Raw genomic sequence first — 26,614 nt, 5'->3', positions numbered from 1 at the left:
TTGCTTGGTGCTACGCCAATTCGCCCCTGTCCTGAGGTAGGGAGAAACGAACATGCGTCTCATGAACTCGAAACGGATGGCAATTGGTGCGGTCCTCGCGCTGACCTTGGCGTCGGGAGCCGCGGCGCACCACGGCTGGTCGTGGGCCGAGGGAGAGCAGACGGAATTGCATGGCACGATCGAAAAGGTCACGATGGGTGGGCCGCACCCGACGCTCGACGTTGCGACCGCCGCCGACGGCGTCTGGCTCGTCGAACTCGGCAATCCCAGGCAGACCGAACGCTCGGGCTTTGTCGAAGGCTCCGCGAAGAAGGGGAATCCGATTGTCGTCCTCGGAAACCGTTCGCTGAAGGCCGACGAGAAACGGATGAAGGCCGTGCGCATCACGGTCGCCGACAAGCGCTACGACATCTATCCGGAACGGATCCAGACGAACTAGAACCTTTCAATTTAACCCCGAAAGGCTCTAGGCGATGGCGATCGAGTTCCTGGAATGGCTCGCCGCAACCCCGCTGTCGTCAGGGCTGCGGCGCTCGGCGCTTGTCTACATGGCCGTCAACGCCGCCCATATCCTTTCGATCGGCCTGCTGATCGGGGCGATCCTGCCGCTGGATCTGCGGCTGATGGGCTGCTTCGGCTCGGTGCCGCTGGCGGTGCTTGGCCCGTTCCTGTCGCGGGCCGCGGCTGTCGGGCTCGTGGGAGCTGCTATCACCGGCTTTGCCCTTTTCAGCGTCAAGCCGATGGAATACGCCGGAAATCTGGCCTTCCTCGCAAAGCTGGGGCTGCTGGTGCTCGGCATCGTGAACGCGGCCGTGGTCCATGCCCAGGCTGCCTGGCGGCGGGCCGTGTCAGGCTCTGCGCCCGCGTTCAGCTTGCGCCTGCAGGCGGGCCTTTCCGCGGCCGTATGGATATCCGCGCTCCTTGCCGGCCGCTGGATCGGCTTTGTCTGATGGCGATCGGCAGATTTACCGATCGCTCGTTTCCCAGCGCGGATTGATCCACGGCTCCTGGTTGGAGCGCGGCAGCGGCTGCTTGCCGAGGATATGGTCGGCAGCCTTCTCGCCGGTCATGATCGACGGGCCGTTGAGATTGCCGTAGGTGACGTGCGGGAAGATCGAGCTGTCCGCGACGCGCAGCCCGTCGACGCCGATGACGCGCGTTTCGGGATCTACGACCGCCATCGGGTCGGTTTTCGCGCCCATCTTGCAGGTGCCGCAGGGGTGATAGGCGCTTTCCAGGTGCTCGCGCAGGAAGGCGTCGATCTGTTCGTCGGTCTGGACGGCCTCCCCCGGCTGGATCTCCGGGCCGCGATACTGGCCGAAGGCCTTCTGGCCGAAGATCTCGCGGGTCAGCCGCACGCAATGGCGGAATTTTTCCCAGTCCTCGGGATGGCTCATGTAGTTGAAGCGAATGACAGGATCGGCCTTCGGGTCCGAGGAGCCGAGCGTGACGTTGCCGCGCGACTTCGACAGGTTGTAGCCGACATGCACCTGGAAGCCGTGGCTCTTGGCCGCCGCCTTGCCGTCATAGCTGATCGCGACCGGCAGGAAGTGGTACTGGATATCGGGCTGCTTGACGCCAGCCGCCGAGCGCAGGAAGGCGCAGGCCTCGAACTGGTTCGAGGTGCCAAGCCCCGACTTGGTGAACATCCATTGCGCGCCCGCGACCCCCTGCCAGAACCAGGGCAGCCAGGAATAGAGCGAAACCGGCTTGGTGCTAACCTGTTGGAAATAGAATTCCATGTGGTCCTGCAGGTTGGCGCCGACGCCCGGCCGGTCTGCCTTTACCTCGATCCCAATTTCCTGCAGATGCGCGCCGGGCCCGATGCCCGACAGCATCAGGAGCTTCGGCGAATTGAAGGAGGAGGCCGAGACAATGACCTCGCGGTTCGCCTTGACGATCTCGATCTTGCCGCCCCGCTCGATTTCGACGCCGGTTGCCCGGCCGTTCTCGATCACCACCTTGTGGGCGTGGCCGTAGACGACCTCCACGTTCGGTCGTTTCAGCGCCGGTTTCAGATAGGCTGACGCGGCCGACCAGCGGCGACCGCCGAAAATCGTCTGCTCCATCAGTCCGAAGCCTTCCTGCTTCGAGCCGTTGTAGTCCTCGGTCGCCTCGAAGCCTGCCTGCTTGCCGGCCTCGATGAAGGCGCGAAACAGCGGGTTGCGGAAGACACCGCGCTGGACGTGCAGCGGTCCATCCTTGCCGCGCCAGCCTTCCTCGCCGCCGTGGCTGTGCTCCATCCGCTTGAAGTAGGGGAGGACGTCGGCATAGGCCCAGCCTTGCGCGCCGAGCTCTTCCCAGCGGTTATAGTCCTCGGCGTGGCCGCGCACATAGACCATGCCGTTGATCGAGGAGGAGCCGCCGATCACCTTGCCGCGCGGCGCGGTGATCCGCCGGTTGTTCAGGTTCGGCTCGGGCTCGGAGAGATAGCCCCAGTTGTAGCGCTTCATGCTCATCGGCCAGGCAAGGGCGGCCGGCATCTGGATGAACGGCCCGAAGTCGGAGCCGCCCGCCTCGATGACGATGACGGTATTCTTGCCGTCTTCCGAAAGCCGGTAGGCAAGCGCCGAGCCCGCCGAGCCGGAGCCGATGATGACGAAATCTGCCTGCTGCATGATGTGCTTCTTTTCCGATTCACCACCTCGTCCTCGGGCCCGCTGGAGAGCCGATCGGGACGAAGCGAAATTGAATGCTACCTGCCGGGACCGGCCGCCTGCTGCCTCAATAGGGCGCCTGCACCGGCCCCATGCCGACATAAACCGTCTTCAGCTCCGAATAGTGCTCCAGCGCGGCCAGCGAATTTTCGCGTCCGAAGCCGGATTGCTTGGAGCCGCCGAACGGGATTTCGACAGGGCAGAGATTGTAGGTGTTGATCCACAGCGTGCCCGCCTCGAGCTGGTCGACGACGCGATGGGCGCGCGTCAGGTCTGATGTGAAGACGCCGGCGGAGAGGCCGAATTCCGTCGCATTGCCGCGAGCGATCACCTCGGCCTCGTCGTCGAAGTCAAGCACGCACATGACGGGGCCGAAGATCTCCTCGCGGGCGATCGTCATCTCGTCGGTGACGTCGGCAAAGACCGTCGGCTGCACATAGTAGCCTTCGCCGGAGACGTTGTTGGGGATGCCGCCACCGGTGACGAGGGTCGCACCCTCGGCCTTGCCCTTCTCGATGTAGGAGAGAACCTTGTCGCGCTGCGCCCAGGACACCATCGGCCCGAGCTGCGTCGCCTCGTCCATCGGATCGCCGATGGCGATCGCCTCGGTGCGGGCTTTCAACCGCTTGAGGAATTCCGCCTTGATCTTCCGCTGCACGAAGACGCGTGTGCCGTTCGAGCAGACCTGGCCGGTCGAATAGAAGTTGCCGAGCATGGCGCCGCCGACGGCGCTGTCGATATCGGCATCGTCGAAGACGATTAGAGGCGACTTGCCGCCGAGCTCCATGGTGACGTGCTTGAGGCTGCCGGCAGCGGCCGCGGCGACCTTGCGGCCGGTCGGAACCGAGCCCGTCAGCGACACCTTGGCGACATCAGGATGGTTGACCAGCAGCGGTCCCGTCTCGCGATCCCCCTGGATGACATTGTAGAGCCCCTTCGGCAGGCCCGCCTCATGAAGGATCTCGGCAATGGCAAGGGCCCCAAGCGGTGTGTTTTCCGACGGCTTGAAGACCATGGCATTGCCGGCGGCGAGCGCCGGTGCACCCTTCCAGCAGGCGATCTGCTGCGGATAGTTCCAGGCGCCGATGCCCACGCAGACGCCAAGCGGAACACGCTTGGTGTAGGCGAAATCGCCACCGAGCGGGATGTAGGAGCCATTGAGGCCGGCAGCTGCAATGCCGCCGAAGAACTCGAAGCTGTCGGCGCCTGATGTCGGGTCGGCGACGATCGTTTCCTGGATCGGCTTACCAGTATCCAGCGTCTCCAGTTCGGACAGCTCGCGATTGCGTTCGCGAATGAGGTCAGCGGCGCGCTTCAGGATACGGCCGCGCGCCGTCGGGCTCATCGCAGCCCATTCCGGCTGGGCGCGCTTGGCCGATGCGATCGCCTTTTCGACGATAGCAGGGGTTGCCGCGTGCAGCCGGGCGATGACTTCGCCGGTCGCCGGATAGATGCTTTCGATGACGCTGCCCGCGTCATCCTCGACATATTCGCCGTCGATGAAATGGGAGGCTTTCGGCTGGGCTCTGAGGGTCACTGAATCTGTCCTTTCGCAAGGGCGGCAAGCTGTGAATTGATATAGTCTTCGGTAAGCGCGATCGATGCCTCGATGCTGACAGGCGCCGACCTCAGACTTTGGCGGATGTAGAGCCCGTCGATCATCGCAGCCGCGCCTTCGGCAATGCGTTCTGCGGCATCGTAAGGGCAGAGCGCTTTCAGGTTGGCGATGAGGTTCGACTGCAGACGGCGGGCATAGATGACAAGGAAGCGCCGGGTTTCCTCGGAGCGCTGCGCCTCGGCGTAGAAGGCCAGCCAGGCGGCGATTGTTGCCGGCGCGAACTGGTCTGCCTGGAAGCTGACGCGGATGACGGCGGAGAGCTTCTCGCGCGGTGCGTCAACCGCCTTCAGCGCAGTCACGACGTCGTCGCGCAGCTGCTTGAGGAGAGAGCGGACAGTCTCGATCAGCAGTTGTTCCTTGCTGCCGAAGTAATGATGCGCCAGCGCCGGCGACACACCGGCCTGCCGGGCAATTTCGGACATGGTGACAGTCAGCGAGCCGTGATCGCCGATCACGCGCAGCGCGGCATCGACAAGCGCCTTGCGGCGAACCGGCTCCATTCCGACCTTGGGCATCGCATCACTCCATGAAGATGCCATCCAGCATAATTTTGATTGACTGATCAATCAATAAAAATCTGGCAACACTTCCAGAAGGCTAACCTCTTCCAATTCCGCGATTTTGCGGCATATTCTTTTACCAACCAGGAGGTGTGCCATGGCAGATATTTCTGATCGACTGGGTTTTTCGTCGCTGCAATCGAAATGGGGTTGGTTCGCGGCACTTGGCGTGCTGCTGATCGTCTGCGGCTTTATCGCGTTGGCAAACGTCGCGCTCGCAACCGTTGTCTCCGTCTACTATGTCGGAATCCTGATGCTGGTCGGCGGCGTGGTCTACCTGATCCACGCCTTTCAGGTGAGAAACTGGGAGCAGGCGCTGGTTTGGGCCTTGAGCGGCGTTCTCTATCTGCTGGCCGGTTTCTTTGCCTTCGAGAATCCCCTTCTGGCATCGGCCGTGTTGACGCTGTTTCTGGCGATCGCCTTGCTCGTTGCTGGCGTGTTCCGAATCTGGGTCGGCTGGCGCATGCGCCCCGTGAAAGGATGGGGCTGGGTCCTTGTGAGCGGTATCATCACGGCGCTGGCTGGCGTGGTTATTGCGCTCGGATGGCCGGTCAACAGCCTTTGGATCCTGGGACTTTTCCTCGCCTGTGACCTTCTGCTGCAGGGTTGGTCGATGCTCGCTTTCGGTCTTGCGGTCCGTCGCTGACTTATGCCCGCAATTCACAGGCAGACATCACGGACTGTTTCCTTTTTGACAAGTATGTGAGTGGGGTCTAAAATTTCGCCCAATAAGAGGCAGCCGAGGCGGCGGCGTCGGCAATGCCGTGGACGGGTTAATCCGTCTCCCAGAGGACAGGCACTGTCCGACGAGGCAAAGGGAGGAATCTCATGCCGATGGTTACCGTATCCATTTCGCCGCTGCAGGCTGCGGATATCCGCGCCGCTGTCGACAATGGCACCTATGCGTCAAGCAGCGAGGTTGTGCGCGAGGCCCTGCGCATGTGGGAGGCCGCCCGCAAACTCGGCGGATGCCCCGAAGGCGCCTTCGATCAGAGCGGCGTCTCCCGGGGTGGCAAATGCGTCGCTGACATGTTCGCCGATCATGAGGCTGAGAACAGGCATACAGCCTGACCAAGCCATTGATTGATCGATAAAATTCGATCGAAAATGGACGTGGTTTCACAAAAGTTTCATATTCGGGAAAGGGTTCGTTGATCCTTCTCCGCCAGTTTCCCTGCGCAAAACAATAAGACACAGTGGAGATTGGCATGTCTTTGGCTGCCACCGTCGATCCGGCGCTTGTTCGTCGCTACGCCAGCGATCAGATCGTGACCCTTGCGAAACTCGTCATCGAGAACGCGTTCCAGCCCATCGTGGAAGCAGGGACGGGAGTGGCGTTCGGCTATGAATCGCTGATGCGCGGGCAGGAACGCATCGGCTTCAACTCCCCGATCGAAATCCTCGACGAGGCTCACAAGAACCAGCAGCTTCTGCAACTGGAGCAGATGGTGGCAAGCCGTGCGCTTGCGAAGTTCGCAACGCTGCCGCACTTTTCCAGTTCGACACTGTTCCTCAATCTCGATGTTCGGCTGATCCCGCATGGTGAGCGCCTGGTGGAAGGCCTGCTGCAGCACCTGAAGCTCGCCAATATTCCTCCGTCTTCCATCTGTTTCGAGTTTTCCGAACGCTTCGACAATACTAGCGTGCCCGAATTTGCGGCGCTCGTATCGCTTCTCCGCAAGGCCGGCTTCAAGCTGGCGATCGACGATTTCGGTGTCGGCCACGGCGAGATGAAGCTGCTCTGCGACCACCCGGTCGATTACCTGAAGATCGACCGCCATTTCATCGCCGACATCGACAGCAGCCCGCGCAAGCGCCATCTTCTGAAAAACATCGTCCACATCGCCCATGTGCTCGGCACTCGCGTCATCGCCGAGGGCATCGAGACGGAGGCGGAATTCGTCGCCTGCCGCGAGTTCGGCGTCGATCTCGTCCAAGGCTGGTTCGTCTCCCGCCCGACCACCCATGTCACCGAGTTGCAGCCGTCGTTTCCGCACCTGTTGGACCTCGGCAAGAGCAAGCGAAATCCGCAATCGCTCGACGAGATCCTGATCCGCAAGCAGATCGAGATGCTGCCGACAGTCTATGAAAACGACACGATCGACAGTGTCTTCGAGCTGTTCCGCCGCAATCCGCAGCAGGCGTTTTTCCCGGTGCTGAATGCGAACGGCGAGCCGCGCGGTATCCTGCACGAACGCCATCTGAAGGAATACATCTACCAGCCTTTCGGTCGCGACCTCCTGAAGAACAAGGTCTACGAGCGAACGATCTCCCACTTCGTCGAGATGGCGCCGATCGTCGGGCTTGATTCCGATACCGAACAGCTAATGGCGATCTTCGCCAACATGGAAGGCACGAACTGCCTGCTTTTGACCGACAACATGCGCTATGCGGGTGTCGTGTCAGCCGCCTCGCTCATCAAGGTCATGAATGAGAAGAAGCTGAAGACGGCCCAGGACCAGAACCCTCTGACCGGACTGCCGGGCAACAGGGCGATCCGCGACTTCATGCGCGAGTCCAGCCTCGATGGCGACGAGAAGCGTCACTTCTGCTACTGTGATTTCGACAACTTCAAGCCGTTCAACGATGCCTATGGCTTCCATCTCGGCGACCACGCGATTTCGCTCTTTGCCGCCCTCATGCGCCGCTATTTTTTCGCCGAACGTCATTTCCTCGGGCATGTCGGCGGCGACGATTTCTTCATCGGCGTCCGCGGCTGGGCCAAGGAAGAGCTGACAGAAATTCTCGACCGCCTGATCAGCGATTTTCACGACGATGTGCTCGGCCTCTATTCCGATACGGATCGCGCCGCTGGCAGCATTCGCGGCCATGACCGCGCAGGCGTCGAGGCACTGTTCCCGCTGATGCGCTGCTCGATCGGCGTGCTGGAGCTACCGGAAGGTCTTGTCATCGACGACACCAATCGCGTCAGCGCCGAAATTGCTCACATTAAGGCCGAGGCTAAGGAAAGCGAGGAGGGGCTCGTCTTCCACCTCCTGGGCGAGACGAATTGACGCCATCCGTTCTTCCTGCCTTCTCAAATCCGAAGCGCTGGACTATCTCACGTGCTTTCGGAACGAGGAGACCGGACCATGTCTTTGCCCACGCAGATGCGCTTCATCGACCTGCCGAGCTTCGGCGCGCCTGAAGTGATGCGGATTGCCACCGGACCCTTGCCGATACCGGGCGAGGGGCAGCTTCTCATTCGCACCGAGGCGATCGGCGTCAACCGGCCCGACGTCGCTCAGCGTCAGGGCACCTATCCCCCGCCCAAGGACGCAAGCCCGATCCTCGGACTTGAGATGGCGGGCGAGATCGTTGCCGTTGGCGCTGGCGTCAGAGATTTTGCCGTCGGCGACAAAGTCTGCGGCCTGACGAACGGCGGCGCCTATGCCGAATATTGCCTGCTGCCCGCCGGCCAGGCGCTCCGTTTCCCGAAAGGCTACGATGCGGTCAAGGCGGCCGCCCTCCCGGAGAACTACTTCACCGTCTGGGCCAACATGTTCCAGATGGCCGGGCTGACAGAAGGCGAGAAGGTCCTCGTGCACGGCGGCTCGAGTGGTATCGGAACGACCGCCATCCAGCTTGCGCGGGCCTTCGGCGCTGAGGTCTACGCGACCGCCGGTTCGCAGGAGAAATGCGACGCCTGCGTCAGGCTCGGTGCAATGCGGGCCATCAACTATAAGACCGACGATTTTGCAGAGGTCATCAAGACCGAGACGGGCCACGGTGTCGATATCATCCTCGATATGATTGGTGCTGCCTATTTTGAGCGGAACGTGGCATCGCTTGCGAAGGACGGCTGCCTCTCGATCATCGCCTTTCTCGGCGGCGCTGTCGTGGAAAAGGTCAATCTAGCGCCGATCATGGTCAAACGGCTGACGATCACCGGCTCGACGCTGCGCCCGCGCACGCCTGAGGAAAAGCGCGCGATCCGGGACGATCTCCTTTCCCAGGTCTGGCCGCTTCTCGATGAAGACAAGCTTGCGCCTATTATCGATACCGTCGTTCCTTTCGAGGACGTCGCCAAGGCGCATCGGCTGATGGAAACGAGCGGCCACATCGGAAAGATCATGCTGCGGATCTAGGCCGGTCGCGGGACCGGTCGGGGGGCTCTTTCAAGGAACAGCAGTAGGCCAACCGAAGCGAGACCGACCACGGCGGCAAGCAGTGCTGTGCCTGAATATCCTGTGAAGCCGGTCCCGGCGGCGAAGATCGACGCACTGATGCCGTTTGCGATGAACGTGTTGACCGAAACCAGCGAACTGCCGAGTCCCGGGCGATCGGCAATCAGGTCCTGCAGGTAGGTGATCGGTACGCTGAGGATGGCTGCAGCACCGCAGGCGTTGACCAGCACGAGGGCATAGATCTGCCAGGGCGCCGAGGCAAAGCTCAGCAATATCAGATACAGACAATAGATGAGCGCTCCGAGCGCAAGCACATGCACGTTGCGGAAGCGCCGCTGCAGCGCGCCCCACATCAGCATGAACGGCATTTCCAGGAAGGCGACGAGGCCGGCCATGAAACCGACATCGACCACCGTGCCGCCTGCGGCATCGGTAATGATCAACGGCGAAACGACACTGTTCAACCGCTGCAAGCCGAGCAGCAGCGCCATGAGGCAGACCCTCACCAGCACATGAGGGGAAAAAATCCTGCCGAGCGACGAGAAGAAGCCGATATTCAGGGAAGGGGAGGCTGCGCCCGCCGGCGCAGGCTTGGCCACGAACAGGTAGAGGCAAAAGCAGGTCAGGCTCGCGAGAGCCGCAATGCCATAGGCCGGTGTCATCGATTGCGAATTGATGAGGTACAGGCCGATCAGGCCAGGCGCCAGCGCCCAGGAGCCCGAGAACAGCGCGCGAACCGTGGACGTGATCGCTGCAGCCTTTCCGCGGTCCATCGTGTTCGTCGTCGCGCGGATACTGGCAAACAGGATCGAATAGGTGGAATTGCTGATGGGGATCAGCACCAATATGCCGAACATGAAGACTGCGGCGGTGCGGAATTCGTAGATCATTCCGAAGCCGAGCATGCCGCACACCGACAGCGCCAGCACCAGCGGGCGCCGATCGCTGAGCCCGTCGGACCAGATGCCGAGCGTCAGGCTGGTAGAGACGTTGACCAGCGCCGCAAGGAAGATCAGCCCGGAATAGCTGCGGTCGGACAGGCCGAGTTCGTTGATGCCGATGATCGATTGATAAGGCATCGTCGAGGCATAGGTGAAGGCGAGCGAAACCAGCGTCAGCGCTGGGACGCGGATTTGACGATCGCGGAGGATGGACGAAAAAGCGGATGGCATGGCGTGATTCCCGATGCCACTGATATAAACCAGTAGTGTGCTTTCGAATAACCAGAGTTTGTGATGGCAGCGGTCAAATCACGTGATGGGTGGTCCCATGCCGTGATCGCGGCCGGTCGACAAGAGCCGATCCGCCCAATCGCTGGGATGGAAACGAGCGGTCACATCGGCAGATCATGCTGCGTCTATGACCGCTCGCACGTCGCTCACCGGGCCTGCCGTTCGGCGGGCGACGAGAGGGTCAGAGACGTTGCGACCGCGATCAGGCCTGGAAGGGCCATCAGGACGTAGAGCCAGTGGGCAGCCGAGACGCTGCCGGCAACCCCGCCAGGGTTCACCAGTCCGGTGCTGTTGACGATCACACCGGCGACGGCGGCGCCGAAGGCGCTGCCGAGGGACTGTACCGTCGAGATCGCGGCCGAGGCCTTGTCCTGTTCGGAGTTATCGACAAGGCTCAGGACCTTGGTCACCAGATGCGCCCAGCCAAGGCCAACACCGAAACCCATTAGGAACATGCCGATGACAGCCGGGCCGAGAATGGCTAGGTTGCCCGATTGGTTATCCGCTGCGAGGAAGATGGTCAGCGAGGCAACCGCAATCATCTCGATCACGCAGCCGGCGGCGATCGCGGCGCTGGCACGCTTTTCGGACAGCGTTGCGCTGAAGAAGGCGGCAAAGGTCCAGCCGAGCGCGACAAGGGCGGTCAGATAGCCTGACACCAGCGGCGTCACGCCATGCAGGGCCTGCAGGAAATAGGGTATGTAGATGTCGCTTGTGAGCACCAGCAGTAGCACGAACATCGTCAGGTAGACACGTGCCACAGGCTTTGCGAGCGTGACCGCGCCTGTCGGGAGGAGACGGTTCCTGCCGCGCCGTTCGACCGATAGCATGGAGACGATCGCGACAATCGATGCTGCAATCAACAATGCTTTGAAGCTTGTCACATCGATCGTTCCGGCAATGCTGACCAGCATCACGGCGGCAAGCAGCAAGGCAATCTGCAGGATCGGGGTCTTGCCATGGGCGCGGTCATCCTCGGCGCGTGGCAGCAGCCAGGGCGCAAGCGACGCCATCAGCACGCAGAGCGGGACGAGCACCATGAAGGCGTGGCGCCACGCGTTGCCTTCGGAAAACAAGCCGCCGAGGCTGGGTCCGACCAGGGTCGAGACACCCCAGATGGCGGCATAGAGGGTTGATGCCTTCTGCCACAGCGGCTCTGGGTAGGCGAAGCGAATGAAAGCATAGGCAAGCCCGGCAAGAATACCGGCGCCGAATCCCTGTACCGTACGCCCGGCCAGCACAAATGGCATTGCCGGGGCAAGCGCGCAGACCAGGCTGCCGGTGCCGAAGATGAGCGCGCCTGCGACGTAGACACTGCGCAAGCCGATGCCTTGAGGACGCGTCGCGACAAAGATCGACCCCAGGACCGCAGCGGCAACGAAGAGCGTCGTCATCCATGACAGCAGTTCGAGCCCGCCGATGTCGCGCACGATCGACGGCGCGATTGTCGCGGTGATGTAGGTCTCAACCGCGTAGAGGGTGACGCCACCGCCGAGCATGAGTGTCGCGGGCAAAAGCGGCGCGGAAAACAGGTGAAAGACGGATGGCCTGTCTGCGGAAATCTCTTCAATGCCGGTCATGTCTAATGCCTTGTGTGCTTCCCGGGATATGCATTATTTTTGCAAGTTATTATTTGGAAAAAATACACGGCCATGTTATTAAAGAAAGTGCAAGCTTGGAAAAATAGATGAGACAATCCCCGGCCAACCGAATCCTGCTGCTAATCAAAACGGAAGGACCTCAACTTGCCGCGACACTCGGCTCAAAGCTCGGCATATCGTCGGAAGCCGCCCGTCAGCAATTGACGAAGATGGCGGAGGATGGGCTGGTCGAAGCAGTGAACGAAAGTGCGACCGGCAGGGGGAGACCGAGACAGCTCTGGAACCTGACCACAGCCGGCAACCAGACCTTTCCCGATGGCCATGCCGAACTCACAGCCACGATCCTGAGCACGCTGGTCGCGCAGCTGGGGACGCCGGCCCTGGATGCCGTCATTTCCGCCCGCGAAGCAGATACCCTCAAGCGCTACCGCAAGGAAGTCGACGCTGCCGACATGGAATCCCGTGTGCGGCAGCTCGCCGCCATACGCACCAGCGAAGGATACATGGCCGACAGCTGGGAAGAGGCGGACGGTTCGCTTCTGCTTGTCGAAAACCACTGCCCGATCTGCGCCGCCGCAAGCGTCTGTGCCGGTTTTTGCCGCTCCGAGCTGGAGACCTTTCGCGCCGTCCTCGGCGCCAAGGTCGAGCGCGAGGAACATATCCTGCTCGGCGCCCGCCGTTGCGCCTATCGCGTCACGCCGCCTTGAGCGGCGCCCCGGTACAGGAGTCGACGAAAGGCAATTGCTTTATCGACGCGACTCGCTATGCGTGACGCATCTGCCTACATGATCAGGACCAAGCCATGACCAATCCCGTCACCGTCGAAGTCACCCGAGGCTCGCTCGTTGAAAGCCGCCATCGCGGCGCCGTCGTTGCCGTGGATGGTGATGGAAAGATCGTGTTCTCGATCGGCGACATCGACGCGCCAACCTTCCCGCGTTCTGCCTGCAAGGCGATGCAGGCGCTGCCGCTGATGGAAAGCGGTGCTGCGGACGCCTATGGCTTCGGCGACAAGGAACTGGCGCTGGCCTGCTCCTCGCACAATGGCGAGGACGAGCATGTGGCGCTCGCCGCCGCCATGCTGGCGAAAGCCGGTCGAGATGTCGAAACGCTGGAATGCGGCGCTCATTGGTCCTCGAGCCAGAAGGTGCTGATCCACCAGGCGCGCACGATCGACAAGCCGACGGCATTGCACAACAACTGCTCCGGCAAGCATGCCGGCTTCATCTGCGCTTGCTGCCATCAGGACATCGATCCGAAGGGATATGTCGGCTACGACCATCCGCTGCAGGCCGAAATTCGCGGCGTCATGGAAAGCCTGACGGGTGCGGCGCTCGGCCGTGACAACTGCGGCACGGACGGCTGCTCCATCCCGACCTACGCGGTTCCCTTGCGCGGCCTGGCGCAGGGCTTTGCCAAGATGGCGACCGGCAATGGCCTCGAGCCGCTCCGCGCCAAGGCTTCCCGGCGGCTGTTTGATGCCTGCATGGCCGAGCCCTTCTATGTGGCCGGAACGGGCCGCGCCTGCACCGCGCTGATGGAGGCCGCACCTGGTCGCATCTTCGCCAAGACGGGGGCCGAGGGTGTCTTCTGCGCGGCGATCCCCGAGCAGGGAGTCGCGATAACAGTCAAATGCGACGACGGCCATTCGCGTGCCTCCGAGGCAATGGTTGCCGCCGCCCTCAGCCGCTTCTTCGGCAAGGAAGATGCGATTCGCGCGCGCCTGGCCGCCATGGCGACCGTCCAGATGCACAATTGGAACGGTATGCATGTTGGTGATATTCGCGCGACGGCTGCGTTGACTGCATAAGCCGTTCCGGAACGGGACAGTCTCGCTGCGAAAATAGAAGTTGCTAATGTATGTGAAACTACAGCCCACGAGAACGGATGCGGTTTTTGTGGGCTGAGTTACCCTTTTGCCCAGTACATCGAACGCCATGAGGGCAGGATATGTTTGCGGGCCGCTATCTTTGGTGGATGTTGATCGCCATCGCGATCTTCCTCTTCTTCACCATGTGTTTTGACTACGTGACCTGGCTGACGGTCGTTTCGTCCGGCTGCGCGCGGATCGCCGGCTCCTGCGGGCCGATCATCGTCACCATGACCGGTTCCATGAAACCGTCGGGCGTCTACCTAGCGGGGGGCATCATCCTCGTCGTGACGCTTGCCCGCATCCACTATCTGTCGATGAACTGGATCTGGGGCGTGATTGTCGCAATCTGGTTCGTTGCATCGGCGCCGTTTCCGCTGCTCCTCGCCAACGGCTGGACCGGCCAGTTGAAGCCGGAGGCCGTGCTGGATGGGCTGCCGGTGGCGTTCCTGTTTTTTGTGATCTTCTGCGCCTATATCGGCTGGTCGTTTGAAGAGAGTGGCGCGCGGCCGTTTGGTGCGTGGCGTGCGCTGCGCGCAATCATTTCCGTCACCGCCGTCTATGGCGCGCTATTGGCGCTGTCGGAAGCACCCGCCTTCGCGACCATTCCGGGTCGTGTGCTTGGCGAGATGCGGCTTTCGACGTCAATTGCTGCGCTACAGCCCGGATTGCATGACGTCCTGACCCTCTGGGCCGGCCGCGACACGTTCGCCTATATCGTCTTCGCTGTCTTTGTCGTCGGTCTCGCTGCGAGCCTGTTGCCACAGAACCTCGAGGAACTCAGGGCGCGCTTCGTCCCGCCGTTCATGCTTCGAGGATCTCGGCAGTAAGATTGCGATAGGGCTCTATGGCTGCCGCTGGGATATCAGAGGCGACGATCAGCCCCGATACGCCTGAGATCGGAAGGACCTGGCAGGGAGAGACGTGGTCGAACTTCTCCTCCGTTAGCGGCACGTAGGTTTCGGCTGCGCAGGATGCGATGTGCCGCTTGATGGCCGCCTCCTCGAAGTCGCCTGTCGACAGCCCGTGTACGGGATGCACAGCCGTCACGCCGAGAAAGAACATACCCGGCCGAAGCTGCGAGATCGCGGCCATCGCAACGGCGCCGACCGCGACCATCGAGTGCTTGTAGAGCTTGCCGCCGATCAGGATGACGCTCGCCGTCGGGTGGTGTTCCAGCTCCGCAGCGATCGTCGGACTGTGCGTCGCGACCGAGAACGCAAAGTCGCGCGGCAGTTGCCGGGCAATCTCCGCCGTCGTCGTCCCGCCATCCAGAAAGATCAGCTGCCCGGGTTGCACGAGCGAGGCGGCCTTTCGTCCCAACCGCGCCTTCGCCTCGGACGAAACACTCTTTCGCGTCGAGAAATCCGGCAGCTCGGGCGCAACAGGCATCGCCCCGCCGTGAACACGCTGCAGCAAACCTTCCGCCGCCATCTCCCTGAGGTCGCGGCGGATCGTGTCCTCCGAAAGCGAGAAGTCTTCGGCGACACGTTTGGCAATCACCTGGCCGTCTCGCCTGAGAATATCGAGGATCAACGATCTGCGCTGGGTCGTAAGCATGCCTTCATCCCGTATTTGCACGAATTATCGTGAAATTGCACGAAATGAATCGACAATCAAGAAATATCGTGCAGTTATCGGCCATCCCGTGCATGAAGCCGAGGGAAATGGAGCTTGATGATGTTGATCTTGATTGCTGGTCCCTACAGGTCCGGAACCGGGGATGACCCGGAAAAAATGGCTGCCAATCTGCAGCGGCTGGAGCAACCCTCGCACAGGCTGTTCCAGGCGGGCCATGTACCGATGATTGGGGAATGGGTGGCGCTCCCCGTGTGGAACGCGGCCGGCGGCAAGGCTGTCGGCGATGATCTCTACGAGGAAATCTTCCACCCCGTTGCCGGCCGCCTGCTGCAGCTTTGCGATGGCGTGCTGCGGCTTGAGGGCGAATCGAAAGGCGCCGACAATGATGTTCGCATCGCGCGCGAACGCGGCATCCCGGTCTGGCACCGGATCGAGGATGTCCCCGGCTGTGCTTGAGGCAGGCTGACTTTTAAGAGGCCGGCTCGCCGGCCTCGATCTGTGCGTTTGCGGAGAGCCGCGCTATAAAGTCAGCATCGAAGGGAGTCGATCATGCTGACACTGTACTACGCGCCGCATACCTGCGCGCTCGCAAGCCTCATTGCGCTGGAGGAGTCCGGCCTGCAGTTCAAAACGAAGAAGCTGAACTTCGCCGAAGCGGAGCAGCGTTCTCCCGAGTACCTGGCGATCAATCCCAAGGGCAGGGTTCCCGCTCTGGTGACGGATCGCGGCATCGTTACCGAAACGCCGGCAATCCTCGCCTATATCGCTCAGGTCGCCTCCGCCGCGCAATTGGCCCCGCTTGATCCTTTCGAGTTCGCTCGCATGCAGGCCTTCAACAATTATCTTTGCTCGACCGTGCATGTGAACCACGCGCACGGCCGCCGGGGCAGCCGGTGGGCCGATGATCCGACAGCCCATGAAGCGATGAAGGCGAAGGTGCCGCAAACGATGGCCGAATGCTTCGAGATCATCGAGGCGAAGATGCTGGAGGGCCCCTGGGTCATGGGCGAGTACTATTCGGTCGCCGATCCCTACCTCTTTGTCATGACCGGCTGGCTGCGGTCCGATGGCGTCGATCCGGCCCGCTTCCGGAAAGCGACGGCGCACTATGCGCAGATGATGGAGCGCGCGGCCGTGCTGCGGGCATTGGAACGCGAACAGGCCTAAAGAGACGTCGCCCGGCCGCCGGGCACATCAGCCATGAAAATTCGCGGCAAGCCGCTTTGGCGCGCGGAACCGCCACGCACCGATCAGCCGTTCCTTCAGTTCGGCGTCGCTGATCATCGCGGCGTGCAGGGGCATATACGGCCAGCCGATATAGTGGGGTGTCTGATAGTAGATCTCGGGCGCCATCTCGATCAGCCGTTCCTTGTCGTCGATCGAGATGCAGAGCACGATGGTCTCGTTGTTCTTGACCGCCGCGAATGATTTGCCGCCGACTTTCAGCGCCGGGTTACCGTAGGACGTGCTCTCCTCGACGTCAGGCAGATTGGCTTCCGCCGAAAGACGCTTGAGGCGCGCAAAGATCGTATCGACACTGGTCATGTGAGCCCGCTCGAAACTGAAGCGGGCCAAGACTAGCAGATTTTACCGGGCTATGCGCACTTTGCGAGCTGTAGCGGTTCCTGCTCGGGCGCGCGTGGTTGCGGGCCGAGCGGCAGGTCTGCCAACGCCGTCGGTGACATGCGGGCCAGATCGGGATGGTAGAGCGGATCCCGCTTGCTGTCCGCGCTGTAGGGCGGTTCGATTGTTTCCACGCTCAAGAAAAACTTTAGTATTTGCATGGCGCGCCTCGCTTCCTTCCAGAATGGCGAACGGAGCATCTGCTCAACACAGGCGGATTATCGCGGGCGGCCAGCCAGGTTTCAATTGAGATTACCAATCTCTCGGTATAGAAAAACTATATGAGAAACCTGAACTCGGTTCACTTGAACGGATTGCGCGCGCTCGAGGCTGTCGGCCGGCTTGGCTCCCTGCAGGCCGCCGCAGAGGAACTGGGCGTCTCCATCGGCGCTGTCAGCCAACAGGTCATCAAGGCCGAAGCGCAGCTCGACCACGTGATCTTCGAGCGCACGCCAAAAGGCATGGTCGCGACTGAGGCGGGCACGCGCCTGCTGGCCGGCCTGACCGAGGGCTTCAATGCGCTGTCGCAGGCCGTCGCGACGACGCAGCGGCGGGACGACAGCATTCTGACGATCTCTGTGGCGCCGGTCTTTGCCGCGCGCTGGCTTGTCTATCGGCTCGATCGCTTTGCCGAACGGCATCCTGAGATCAGCCTGCGGATGGATGCCACCACCCGGCTCGTCAATCCGGCGCTCTGCGATGTCGATGTCGGCATCCGCGTCGGCAACGGTCAGTGGCCGGACGTGAAGGCCGAACTGCTGCTGCAGCAGCAGGTCTTCCCGGTCTGCTCGCCCGCTATGGCGGCGCGACTGCACGAGCCCGCCGATATACTGTCGCTGCCGGCGGTCATCGACGGTCGCGCCATGTTCACTTGGGAAGTGTGGATGCGAGAGGCCGGATTGTCTAGCGCGACGCTTGAGACGCGCCACGTCTTCAACGATGCCTCGCTCTGCCTCGATGCGGCTATCGCAGGGCAGGGCGTCATGCTCGCCTGGCAGACGCTCGCGGACTTTGCCCTGCAGCAGGGGCAGCTGGTTGCGCCTTTCGGCATTCGCGCGAAAACCGGCTTCGGCCACTATTTCGTAACGGCCGAAGGCGCGCGCGAACCCAAGAAGGTGAAGGATTTCAAGGCCTGGATCCGCGAGGAAATGGCCAGCACCCTCAAGCTCTTTCCATGATCAAACCGGTTCCTGCGACCGCGTCGCCTGCATCGCGATATAGGCCGGCCGCGACTGGCAGCGCTTGATCCAGGCGCTGACATTGGGATGGGCGTCGAACAGCGCCTGTTCCGTCTGCGCGTAGCGAAGAACTTCCGCAATATTGAGATCGGCTGCGGTGAAGCGGTTGCCGACAACGTATTCGTTGGCCGCCAGATGCTTGTCCAGCGTCGCGAAGGTCTTCTTCAGCGATCGGACGGCGACGCTGATCGTTGCCTTGCCCTCGTCGCTGTTTTGCTTCTCGTCGTCGTAGACATAGACGATCTTCACCGTATGCGGCTCGACTTCGGTGGCCGCCCAAATGGTCCACATCGTCATCAAACCGTCTTCCGCGACGGTTTGACCGGCCAGCGGTCCGCCATGCTTGCGGGCGAGGTAAAGGGTAATGGCGAGCGACTCGTGCATCACGAGGTCGCCGTCCTTGATGCTCGGGATCAGCGCCATCGGATTGACCGCCAGGAAATCAGGCGACAGCGTATTGATAGGCGCATCGGCGGCAAGCGGATTGGCAAGTCGCCGGGCCTGAATGACCCGCACGGACTCGAATTCGAGCCCCAATTCCTCGGCCATCCAGTAAACGCGCGAGGCGCGCGAGCGATAAACTCCGTAAACTGTCAGCATGTCGATGTCCCCCTTGTTCGGCTGGGCGCAGGGTAGGAGCCGAAGCGTCGCAGCGGAAGCCGCCAAGCCTTATGAATCTATGAAAGCTTTTGATGCTTTTCAGGAGATGCGGTTGCGCTCGACCGTCAGCTGCGCAAAGCGCGAGGCAGCGCCCGCGGTCGCCAGGTCGCCGGACACCTTCCTGTCCCATTCGAAGCCGAGGACGGCGCCACCGGGTGTTTCCTGAAACACATTGTCGGTGATGACGGCTGTTCCGGCACCTTCCGCTACCGACACAGCGCATCCGATCGAGGCCTTGCGGATGATATTTCCGGTCACGACGAGGTTACGGAGATAGGGACCCCAGCCGAGCTGCATGCCCCGGCGTGGAGCGCCTTCGATGATGTTGGCGGAGACCAGTGTGTCCGCCTCGGCGGCAATGCCGATGCCGAAGCCGACCTCATGCTCGTAGGGGCCCTTGAGCGTCAGGTTGCGCACGACGTTGCCGGTAACGCTCGCCAGCCTGCCGCCCTGGTCGAAATTGGCGATCGAGATGCCGTTCGCCGCGCCGTCCACCAGGTTGTTGGAGACGACGGCGCCCACAAACTCGAACTCGACATAAACAGCCGTCTCGCCCGAGCGCTGGCATTGGTTGCCGGTGATCTGGATATCCGAGGCCGAATTGGCGCGGATGGCGGTAAATGCGCAGTCCGACACGTGGTTGTTTGCGACCATGACGTTGTCAGCGCGGAAGATATTGATGCCGTTGCCGTTTTGGCCGGTGCCGCCGTCATTGGCCTTGATCCGGTAGATGCGGTTGCCGTTGACGACGCTGTTATCAGCCGCCTTCGTCCAGCGATGCACGAGAATACCGCCATTGCCGCAGTCGAAGACCTCGTTGCCGGTGATCGAAAGCGCGTCGGATTCGACGGCGTAGATGCCGGATTGGCCGGAGCCTGATATGCGGCTGCCCGTGATCCGGCCGCCGCATCGCTCCAGTCGAACGGCATGTTTGCGGCTGTTGGCGATCTCGCAATTGTCGATGATTACCTTGGCGACGCCGGTGAATTGCAGCAGCCCGCCAGTATCATCACCGAGCGAGCGATTCTGTCCGTCGATGATGATGTTCGAGAGTTCGATGTGCTTGACCTTCTCAGCGCTGAAGAGGTTGCCACCGCCGGTGTAGACGATGCGCGATACGCCGGGAACGCCGGTGATGCGCGTATTCTCCCGCAGCACGAGATTGGAAGCCTTGTAGGTGCCTGGTGGCAGGAAAACCGGTGCGTTCTCCGCCGCCGCTTGGTCGATCATCTTCTGCAGGCTGACGCGCTTGCGGTCCGGCGCGCCTGGCGTTGGCTGGTAATCTGCCGCGTCAATCGCGCAGCGCAGGCCACCATCGCGCGTAGTCGCGAAGCTGCGCGATGCCATCAGCGCAAAGGCGGATGCTCCCGCAAGACGGAGCAGGTCACGACGGGAGGTTAACGGACTTTCCTTCATTTCGACCGCCCTGCAGGAAACGTGCCAGCGCGCCTGTTTCATTTTGGTACAGATAGGCATCTTCCCGTCGCCCACTGGCCCTTCCGTTCTTTCCCGCTATCTTTGCAGGCATGAGACCAGATGCCTTGCTCTATCCCGCCCCCGAGGGGCTCTATTGTCCCGAGGGAGGATTCTATGTGGATCCCGTGCGGCCAGTCGAGCGAGCCCTGATCACCCACGGCCATTCCGATCATGCGCGGCCCGGCCATGCAAACGTGCTTGCGACACGCCAGACGCTCGACATCATGCAGATCCGCTATGGTGACGGTTTCTGCGCAAGCCAGCAGGCTGCCGCTTTCGGCGAGGAGGTCCTGATCAACGGCGTGAAGGTCAGCTTTCATCCGGCTGGCCATGTGCTCGGCTCGGCGCAGATCGCCATCGAGAAGAACGGCACCCGCATCGTCGTCTCAGGTGATTACAAGCGGCGAGCGGACCCGACCTGCGCGGCCTACGTGCCGGTTCCCTGTGATGTCTTCATCACCGAGGCCACCTTTGGACTGCCGGTCTTCCACCATCCCGATCCGGTCGATGAGATGGGCAAGCTCTACGCCTCGCTGCGGCAATTTCCGGAGCGTACGCATCTGATCGGCGCCTATGCGCTCGGCAAGGCGCAGCGCGTCATCCGCCTGCTGCGCGATACCGGCTACGATCAGCCGATCTATATCCACGGCGCGATGGAGAGGCTGTGCGACTACTACATGGAACAGGGCATTGAGCTCGGTGAGCTTTGCCCGGCGACCATCGAAAGTCGCGACAAGTCAGCCTTCAAGGGAGCCATTGTCGTCGGCCCGTCCTCCGCCTTTGCCGATCGCTGGGCACGACGCTTCAACGAGCCTTTGCCGGCATTTGCGTCGGGCTGGATGATGGTGCGTCAGCGCGCCAAGCAGCAGGGCGTCGAGCTGCCGCTAGTCATCTCCGACCATTGCGATTGGCCGGAACTGACGGAGACGATCAGTGATCTGCGCCCCGAGGAAGTGTGGGTGACGCATGGTCGCGAGGAGGCGCTGGTTCGCTGGTGCCAGTTGCAGGGCATCAAGGCCCGGCCGCTGCACCTGGTCGGTTATGAAGACGAGGCCGACTGATGAAAGCATTCGCCGACCTTCTCGACCGCCTCGTGCTCACCCCCAGCCGCAACGGCAAGCTGAAACTGCTCTCCGACTACTTCCGCGACACCCCGGATCCGGATCGCGGCTACGGGCTTGCCGCCATCGCCGGCACGCTTGAAGTGCGCAACGTCAAGCCGGCCATGCTGCGCGAGCTGGTGCTGGAGCGGATGGATGAAGTGCTCTTCCGCTATTCCTATGATTATGTCGGCGATCTCGCCGAGACGATCTCCCTTGTCTGGGACGCCGAGAAGGACATCGAACGGTCAGCACTTGCCCAGCCGCGGCTTGGCGATGTCGTCAGGCAGATGAACGCGCTTGGGCGCACCGAGGTTCGCAGCTTCGTGCGCGACCTGCTCGATCGGCTGGACACATCAGGTCGCTTCGCCTTCATCAAGCTTGCGACCGGGGCGCTCCGCATCGGGGTCTCGTCTCGTCTGGCGAAACAGGCGCTCGCCGATATGGGCGGCCGCGATGTGACCGAAATCGAGACGCTCTGGCATGGTCTGCAGCCGCCCTACGAACCGCTGTTTCGCTGGCTGGAAGGGCAGGGCGACAAGCCGGTGCTGGCAACGCCTGCAATCTTCCATTCCGTCATGCTCGCCAATCCGGTGGAGGAGGGCGATCTCGATCAGCTCGAGCCGGCCGAATACGCCGCCGAGTGGAAATGGGACGGCATTCGCGTACAGCTGTCGCGCTCCGGCGACACGCGCAAGATCTATTCGCGTTCCGGCGACGATATCTCGGGCGCGTTTCCCGATATCGTCGATTCGATCAACTTCGACGGGGTGATGGACGGTGAACTCCTCGTTGGCGGAACCACCCGTTCGAACAGCCCGACGCGTACCTTCTCCGATCTGCAGCAACGCCTGAACCGCAAGACGGTGACGATGAAGATGCTTGACGAGTATCCGGCCTTCATCCGTGCCTATGACCTCCTGTTCGATCGGGAGGAGGACGTGCGCGGGCGCTCCTATGTCGATCGCCGCGCGCGTCTTGCGGAGGTCATCGATCATGCGCCGCACGACCGTTTCGATCTTTCGCCCCTGGTCGAGTTCTCGTCGTGGGATGAACTGGATCAACTGCGGTCGTCACCGCCGGATCCTGTCATCGAAGGGGTGATGATCAAACGCCGCGACAGTGTCTATCAGGCCGGGCGGCTGAAGGGTCCGTGGTTCAAGTGGAAGCGCAATCCCTATAACGTCGACGCCGTGCTGATGTATGCGCAGCGCGGCCATGGCAAGCGCTCCAGCTATTACTCGGATTTCACCTTCGGCGTCTGGACCGAGACGCCGGAGGGAGAACAGCTGGTGCCTGTCGGCAAGGCCTATTTCGGCTTCACCGATGCCGAGTTGGAACTGCTGGATAAGTTCGTGCGCAACAACACGACGGAGCGCTTCGGTCCGGTGCGGGCCGTCAGGGCGGACAAGGATTTCGGCTTCGTCGTGGAAGTTGCCTTCGAAGGCATCAATCGCTCCACCCGCCACAAGTCAGGTGTTGCGATGCGCTTTCCGCGGATCTCCCGCCTGCGCCCCGATAAGCCGTCCTACGAGGCGGACCGCCTTCAGACGCTGGTCGCCATGATCGATGCCAAGGACGAGCGGTAGGTTTTCCGACGCAAAACGCCGCAGGGCCACCGTTTCAACACAACGTGTGTTGGCGGTCGCACGCTTCCGGTGCAATTTTCGAATCGCCGGGAACCATGGAAGTGTGAAATGACGTCAGACGAAGGTAATTCTTTTCTCCGCCAGCGCCGCACGGTTCTTGCAGGCCTGGCTGGAGCCCTCCTGCTCCCGCGCATCGCAAGCGCATTCGACGTTCCGGAGGTGCCGAGGCTGATCGATCACGATTATGCAAAGGTCCGCAAGCGCTTCCATACCAAGCTCTTGCAGAAGGGGCCGGCTCCCGACAAGTACGAACCGCTCGACGCTCCGCCGGAAGGCGAGAAGATCTTCTATCGTTCGGGTTACGGCGGCGAATTGGAGTTGGTCGCCTGGGTTTCCAGATACAAGCGCGGCAGCAAGCCGAAGCCGGGCGTGCTGTTCCTGCATGGCGGCAACGCGATGGGGCTTGGGCATTGGGTCCTGCTCAAGGCCTATGTCGATGCCGGATTCGTGGTGATGATGCCGTCGCTGCGCGGCGAGAACGGCCAGATGGGCAATTTCTCGGGCTTCTACGACGAGGTCGACGACGTGCTCTCGGCGGCCGACCGGCTGCAACACCTTCCGGGCGTCGATGCCGATCGCCTGTTCATTGCCGGCCACAGTGTCGGCGGCACGCTGACCATGCTTGCGGCGATGAGCAGCCACAAGTTTCGTGCGGCGGCGCCGATCTCCGGCAATCCGGATGCTTTCCGTTTCTTCAATCGCTACCCGCAGGACATTCGCTTCGACGACAGCAACGCCCACGAATTCGAGGTCCGCAGCGCGCTCTGCTATGCCAAGAGCTTCAAGTGCCCCGTCCGCGTTGTTCACGGTACCGAAGAGGCACATTTCAACGACCGCGCCGGTCTGCTTGCCAGTCGCGCTCGCTCCGGCGGTGTCCGCATCGAAACTGATACGGTGACCGGCAACCATACGTCGGCGCTGCCGGCGGAAATCGAGCAGAGCATACGGTTCTTCCACGGCGTCGCGGCCTGATCGCGGTCTGACATCCATGCGAGGCTGACCGGGTGACCAGCCTCGCGCCAGCCGCGGGTGTCATCCTCGCCGCAGCTATACGTCTCGCTGTTGTCGATGAGGGTGTTTTATGACTGTTCTCAGCCGGGTGTCGCCATTTGCCGGGCTTGCGGCCGCTGCTCTTTGCCTGAGCGGCTGCAACATCCTTGTCCCGGATACCGGTGCCACCGATCCCGCCCGCTTTGTGCAGGAAACGTCGCCTGTTTTTTATAACGGTGTGGATCCGATGCGCGTCAAGCCACTGGAAACGCCGGTCCCGCAGAGGCCGGGTGTGCCGCCGACAATCTATAACCAGACCTATGGTATCCCAGGCGCGAATTTCAGCCGGACCTACGGCCTGCCGGTCACCAATCCGGTGAATGGCGCGATGTATGGCCAGGTGCGCGATACCGACTTTACGCTGCCGGCCATACCGGTCAGCCGCATCGATCCGCAATATCTGCGGCAGGAGGTCGACTATCCGACCAACGAGAAGCCCGGCACGATCATCGTCGACACGAAAACCAAGCACCTTTATTTCGTCGAGCTGGGCGGCAAGGCGATGCGCTACGGCGTCGGCCTCGGCCGTGACGGCTACGCATGGTCCGGCCGCGGCGTCATCCAGTGGAAGCAGAAGTGGCCGCGCTGGACGCCGCCCGCCGAAATGGTCTCGCGCCAGCCGGATGTCCGGGCCTTCTCTGCGGAGAACGGCGGGATGAATCCGGGCCTCGGCAACCCGCTCGGCGCGCGCGCGCTTTACATCTTCAAGGACGGGCAGGATACACTCTACCGCATCCACGGCACACCGGATTGGCAGTCGGTCGGAAAGGCCACGTCGTCGGGATGCGTGCGCATGCTGAACCAAGATGTGGTCGACCTTTATGACCGCGTTCCGGCAAAGGCCGAAATCGTCGTGATGTAGTCGCGCAACAGCTCTGGTGATATCGTCTCGCGGCAGACGGACACGACTTCGTGAGGTGGTGGTTTATTTAACGTATGGCGATAGATTTCTTGTGTTGTCACCGGCGTTGAGCCACCTTCCGCGAAGGGCGTCCGTCCTTCCCGCGCAACAGGAAACCAGACCCGCGTATGAGCTTCGAAAAACCCCTTTCCCGCCGCAGCTTCCTTTCCTTTTCGGCAGTGACCGCAGCTTCGGCGCTGACGGGGTGTGCATCCACGGCTGGACCGCCGCCCTATGCCACGGCTCAGCCGGTCGTCATGCGCAGTCCGGTCAACATGTTCCAGGCACCGCAGACGCCAGGTGACGCCGAGCTGGCGGTCATGTATGGCCCGATCGAGGACGGCGGCTTTCTCATTCCGGCCGTGCCCTACCAGCAGATCGATCCGCGCTTCTACCGTCAGCAGGTGGTTGATCCGACCGGTCAGGCGCCCGGCACGATCGTCGTCGATACACCCTCGCGCTTCCTCTACCTTGTTCAGCCGGGCGGCACCGCCATGCGCTATGGCGTCGGCATCGGCCGCGAAGGGTTCGCCTGGCAGGGTTCCGGCGTCATCCAGTGGCGTCAAAGATGGCCGCGTTGGAAGCCGCCGAATGAGATGGTCGCGCGTCAGCCCGAACTCGCCAAGTATTCGATCGAGAACGGTGGCATGGAGCCGGGCTTGAAGAACCCGCTTGGCGCGCGGGCGCTCTATATCTTCTCGAATGGCGAAGACACGCTCTACCGCCTGCATGGCAATCCGGAATGGCGCTCCATCGGCAAGGCCGTTTCATCCGGCTGCGTCCGCCTCCTGAACCAGGACATCATCGATCTCTATGACCGCGTGCCGAACAAGGCTCCGGTGGTGGTTCTGCAGTGATCCAAGAGGGTGCGGCCAGCTGATTGGCTGGTCGCATTCACTGCCGGTGCTCGGCGACCTGAACTTCTGTAGGCGGTGACAATTCCCTGATAAGCTTCTTGCGGATCGCCGTCGCATAATCAGCAAAGCTCCTGATTTCCATCACGAAGGCATCCTCGCCGAGGATGACGCGCGTCTCGTAGTAGTCGGGAAGATCGGGTTCCTCGTCGGAAATGACCAGTCCATTGACGGTCGTCCCCATCTTCATGGCGCGCTGTCGCGCCTGATAGAGCGACGGCGTCTGCCGTCGTTTCGGCGCAACCGTCTCCTTGCCGTCGCCGGAGACGTTGATGATGGTCTTGATGGCGCAGTAGCGTGGGTCGGAGAGCATATCGAGGGCGGACCACATGCCGTTGCCGATGTCGGTGTTGCCGAACACCCTGCGCTGGTTGGCGTCGATCGCGGCCGCGAAGGATTCGGCACCGTTCCCGTTGTGTATGACGAACCAATCCAGTTTTTGGGTGGAGAATTCACCATCCCCCCAGAAGACTGCGGATACCGCAACGTTGCCAGCACTTCTCAAGATGGCCAGGACGTCGTTGTCCCGGAAGGCGGTGGCGATCGCGGACTTCTGAAAGGCATATTCTTCGTCGGTGATGCTACCGGATCCGTCGACGGCCACAACCAGCGCGATATCCGCGCAGGCCAATGATGGAGACGCGGGCAGTATCAAAACCACAGCCGCAGCCATACCAATCAGCATCTTGAGCATTTCCGCATCCCTCGTTCGCCCATAGCCCAAAATTGACTATGACAAGCGGTCGCTTTCCTGCTG

28 protein-coding genes are annotated in these 26,614 nt (G+C 61.8%); 17 read left to right on the top strand and 11 right to left on the bottom strand.

The window, feature by feature from the left end; all coding sequences use genetic code 11:
- Nucleotides 1–52 precede the first annotated feature (52 nt).
- Both AF71_RS27585 and AF71_RS27580 read left to right on the top strand, forming a co-directional pair.
- Nucleotides 53–439 carry a DUF6152 family protein gene (locus AF71_RS27585; RefSeq protein WP_169683903.1) on the top strand — a complete coding sequence of 129 codons (387 nt, stop codon included), beginning with the start codon at nucleotides 53–55 and terminating at the stop codon, nucleotides 437–439.
- Between the two features lie 34 nt (nucleotides 440–473).
- Nucleotides 474–950 (top strand): DUF6644 family protein, encoded by a 477-nt coding sequence (locus tag AF71_RS27580; protein WP_113472113.1) that lies wholly within the window; start codon nucleotides 474–476, stop codon nucleotides 948–950.
- Between the two features lie 15 nt (nucleotides 951–965).
- Here AF71_RS27580 and betA read toward each other — a convergent pair whose 3' ends face one another.
- The 3 genes from betA to betI form a co-directional block, all read right to left on the bottom strand.
- On the bottom strand, nucleotides 966–2,618 hold the full coding sequence (betA, locus tag AF71_RS27575) for a choline dehydrogenase (protein WP_169683902.1): 1,653 nt from the start codon (nucleotides 2,616–2,618) through the stop codon (nucleotides 966–968).
- A 106-nt stretch (nucleotides 2,619–2,724) separates the two neighbouring features.
- Nucleotides 2,725–4,194: a betaine-aldehyde dehydrogenase gene (gene betB, locus AF71_RS27570; protein WP_113472111.1), complete on the bottom strand. Its 1,470-nt coding sequence runs from the start codon at nucleotides 4,192–4,194 to the stop codon at nucleotides 2,725–2,727.
- Nucleotides 4,191–4,790 carry a transcriptional regulator BetI gene (gene betI / locus AF71_RS27565; protein ID WP_018116475.1) on the bottom strand — a complete coding sequence of 200 codons (600 nt, stop codon included), beginning with the start codon at nucleotides 4,788–4,790 and terminating at the stop codon, nucleotides 4,191–4,193. The genes betB and betI overlap by 4 nt, the downstream gene beginning before the upstream one ends.
- Before the next feature lie 142 nt (nucleotides 4,791–4,932).
- On the opposite strand from betI, the gene AF71_RS27560 reads away from it, so the two are divergent.
- The 4 genes from AF71_RS27560 (at nucleotide 4,933) to AF71_RS27545 (ending at nucleotide 8,923) form a co-directional block, all read left to right on the top strand.
- Nucleotides 4,933–5,481, top strand: coding sequence for an HdeD family acid-resistance protein (locus AF71_RS27560; RefSeq protein ID WP_169683901.1), 549 nt, complete (start codon nucleotides 4,933–4,935; stop codon nucleotides 5,479–5,481).
- 182 nt (nucleotides 5,482–5,663) lie between these two features.
- Nucleotides 5,664–5,906 carry a type II toxin-antitoxin system ParD family antitoxin gene (locus AF71_RS27555; protein ID WP_112660907.1) on the top strand — a complete coding sequence of 81 codons (243 nt, stop codon included), beginning with the start codon at nucleotides 5,664–5,666 and terminating at the stop codon, nucleotides 5,904–5,906.
- A 137-nt stretch (nucleotides 5,907–6,043) separates the two neighbouring features.
- Nucleotides 6,044–7,849, top strand: coding sequence for a GGDEF domain-containing protein (locus AF71_RS27550; protein WP_169683900.1), 1,806 nt, complete (start codon nucleotides 6,044–6,046; stop codon nucleotides 7,847–7,849).
- Nucleotides 7,850–7,927: 78 nt separating this feature from the next.
- Nucleotides 7,928–8,923: an NAD(P)H-quinone oxidoreductase gene (locus tag AF71_RS27545; RefSeq protein ID WP_169683899.1), complete on the top strand. Its 996-nt coding sequence runs from the start codon at nucleotides 7,928–7,930 to the stop codon at nucleotides 8,921–8,923.
- Here the strand turns inward: AF71_RS27545 and AF71_RS27540 are convergent.
- A complete protein-coding gene (locus AF71_RS27540; protein WP_169683898.1) occupies nucleotides 8,920–10,134 on the bottom strand; it encodes an MFS transporter in 1,215 nt (404 codons plus the stop codon). The two genes, AF71_RS27545 and AF71_RS27540, sit on opposite strands and share 4 nt — an antisense overlap.
- Before the next feature lie 206 nt (nucleotides 10,135–10,340).
- Nucleotides 10,341–11,774 (bottom strand): MFS transporter, encoded by a 1,434-nt coding sequence (locus tag AF71_RS27535; RefSeq protein ID WP_169683897.1) that lies wholly within the window; start codon nucleotides 11,772–11,774, stop codon nucleotides 10,341–10,343.
- Nucleotides 11,775–11,881: 107 nt separating this feature from the next.
- On the opposite strand from AF71_RS27535, the gene AF71_RS27530 reads away from it, so the two are divergent.
- From AF71_RS27530 to AF71_RS27520, 3 genes are all read left to right on the top strand, one after another.
- Nucleotides 11,882–12,502, top strand: a complete 621-nt coding sequence (locus AF71_RS27530; protein ID WP_169683896.1) for a MarR family transcriptional regulator — start codon at nucleotides 11,882–11,884, stop codon at nucleotides 12,500–12,502.
- Between the two features lie 95 nt (nucleotides 12,503–12,597).
- Nucleotides 12,598–13,605: an asparaginase gene (locus tag AF71_RS27525; protein WP_018858461.1), complete on the top strand. Its 1,008-nt coding sequence runs from the start codon at nucleotides 12,598–12,600 to the stop codon at nucleotides 13,603–13,605.
- 140 nt (nucleotides 13,606–13,745) lie between these two features.
- Nucleotides 13,746–14,495 carry a hypothetical protein gene (locus AF71_RS27520; RefSeq protein ID WP_169683895.1) on the top strand — a complete coding sequence of 250 codons (750 nt, stop codon included), beginning with the start codon at nucleotides 13,746–13,748 and terminating at the stop codon, nucleotides 14,493–14,495.
- Here AF71_RS27520 and AF71_RS27515 read toward each other — a convergent pair.
- Nucleotides 14,470–15,225, bottom strand: a complete 756-nt coding sequence (locus AF71_RS27515; RefSeq protein ID WP_169683894.1) for a DeoR/GlpR family DNA-binding transcription regulator — start codon at nucleotides 15,223–15,225, stop codon at nucleotides 14,470–14,472. The two genes, AF71_RS27520 and AF71_RS27515, sit on opposite strands and share 26 nt — an antisense overlap.
- A 120-nt stretch (nucleotides 15,226–15,345) precedes the next feature.
- Between AF71_RS27515 and AF71_RS27510 the strand changes: the two genes are divergently transcribed.
- A complete protein-coding gene (locus AF71_RS27510) occupies nucleotides 15,346–15,702 on the top strand; it encodes a hypothetical protein (protein WP_026371959.1) in 357 nt (118 codons plus the stop codon).
- A gap of 93 nt (nucleotides 15,703–15,795) precedes the next feature.
- Nucleotides 15,796–16,413 carry a glutathione S-transferase gene (locus tag AF71_RS27505; RefSeq protein WP_018859635.1) on the top strand — a complete coding sequence of 206 codons (618 nt, stop codon included), beginning with the start codon at nucleotides 15,796–15,798 and terminating at the stop codon, nucleotides 16,411–16,413.
- A 27-nt stretch (nucleotides 16,414–16,440) separates the two neighbouring features.
- Here the strand turns inward: AF71_RS27505 and AF71_RS27500 are convergent, their stop codons facing one another.
- Together AF71_RS27500 and AF71_RS27495 are read right to left on the bottom strand one after the other, a co-directional pair.
- The gene (locus tag AF71_RS27500; protein WP_025662372.1) at nucleotides 16,441–16,791 is read right to left on the bottom strand and encodes an MmcQ/YjbR family DNA-binding protein; all 351 of its coding nucleotides are present in this window, start codon (nucleotides 16,789–16,791) and stop codon (nucleotides 16,441–16,443) included.
- A 50-nt stretch (nucleotides 16,792–16,841) separates the two neighbouring features.
- Nucleotides 16,842–17,030: a hypothetical protein gene (locus AF71_RS27495; RefSeq protein WP_026372113.1), complete on the bottom strand. Its 189-nt coding sequence runs from the start codon at nucleotides 17,028–17,030 to the stop codon at nucleotides 16,842–16,844.
- A 120-nt stretch (nucleotides 17,031–17,150) separates the two neighbouring features.
- On the opposite strand from AF71_RS27495, the gene AF71_RS27490 reads away from it, so the two are divergent.
- A complete protein-coding gene (locus AF71_RS27490; RefSeq protein WP_169683893.1) occupies nucleotides 17,151–18,047 on the top strand; it encodes a LysR substrate-binding domain-containing protein in 897 nt (298 codons plus the stop codon).
- Here AF71_RS27490 and AF71_RS27485 read toward each other — a convergent pair whose 3' ends face one another.
- Nucleotides 18,048–18,707: a glutathione S-transferase family protein gene (locus AF71_RS27485; protein ID WP_113471621.1), complete on the bottom strand. Its 660-nt coding sequence runs from the start codon at nucleotides 18,705–18,707 to the stop codon at nucleotides 18,048–18,050.
- A 99-nt stretch (nucleotides 18,708–18,806) separates the two neighbouring features.
- Nucleotides 18,807–20,183, bottom strand: coding sequence for a TIGR03808 family TAT-translocated repetitive protein (locus AF71_RS27480; RefSeq protein ID WP_169683892.1), 1,377 nt, complete (start codon nucleotides 20,181–20,183; stop codon nucleotides 18,807–18,809).
- A 110-nt stretch (nucleotides 20,184–20,293) separates the two neighbouring features.
- Between AF71_RS27480 and AF71_RS27475 the strand changes: the two genes are divergently transcribed.
- From AF71_RS27475 to AF71_RS27455, 5 genes are all read left to right on the top strand, one after another.
- Entirely contained in the window at nucleotides 20,294–21,304 is a 1,011-nt protein-coding gene (locus tag AF71_RS27475) for a ligase-associated DNA damage response exonuclease (protein ID WP_112824423.1), read from the top strand.
- The gene (locus AF71_RS27470) at nucleotides 21,304–22,932 is read left to right on the top strand and encodes a cisplatin damage response ATP-dependent DNA ligase (RefSeq protein WP_169683891.1); all 1,629 of its coding nucleotides are present in this window, start codon (nucleotides 21,304–21,306) and stop codon (nucleotides 22,930–22,932) included. Before AF71_RS27475 ends, AF71_RS27470 begins: the two co-directional genes overlap by 1 nt.
- Before the next feature lie 108 nt (nucleotides 22,933–23,040).
- The gene (locus tag AF71_RS27465; protein WP_018859627.1) at nucleotides 23,041–23,964 is read left to right on the top strand and encodes an alpha/beta fold hydrolase; all 924 of its coding nucleotides are present in this window, start codon (nucleotides 23,041–23,043) and stop codon (nucleotides 23,962–23,964) included.
- 109 nt (nucleotides 23,965–24,073) lie between these two features.
- Nucleotides 24,074–24,904 carry a L,D-transpeptidase gene (locus AF71_RS27460; RefSeq protein ID WP_169683890.1) on the top strand — a complete coding sequence of 277 codons (831 nt, stop codon included), beginning with the start codon at nucleotides 24,074–24,076 and terminating at the stop codon, nucleotides 24,902–24,904.
- A 167-nt stretch (nucleotides 24,905–25,071) separates the two neighbouring features.
- Nucleotides 25,072–25,800 (top strand): L,D-transpeptidase, encoded by a 729-nt coding sequence (locus tag AF71_RS27455; RefSeq protein ID WP_018859625.1) that lies wholly within the window; start codon nucleotides 25,072–25,074, stop codon nucleotides 25,798–25,800.
- A gap of 37 nt (nucleotides 25,801–25,837) precedes the next feature.
- On the opposite strand, the gene AF71_RS27450 is transcribed toward AF71_RS27455, so the two are convergent.
- Nucleotides 25,838–26,551, bottom strand: a complete 714-nt coding sequence (locus tag AF71_RS27450) for a DUF1194 domain-containing protein (RefSeq protein ID WP_169683889.1) — start codon at nucleotides 26,549–26,551, stop codon at nucleotides 25,838–25,840.
- Nucleotides 26,552–26,614 lie beyond the last annotated feature (63 nt).

Source organism: Rhizobium sp. 57MFTsu3.2, from assembly GCF_012932765.1.
Lineage (GTDB): Bacteria > Pseudomonadota > Alphaproteobacteria > Rhizobiales > Rhizobiaceae > Rhizobium > Rhizobium altiplani.
Note: the sequence above shows the minus strand (reverse complement) of the source record. Positions and strands in the feature narration are given on the sequence as shown.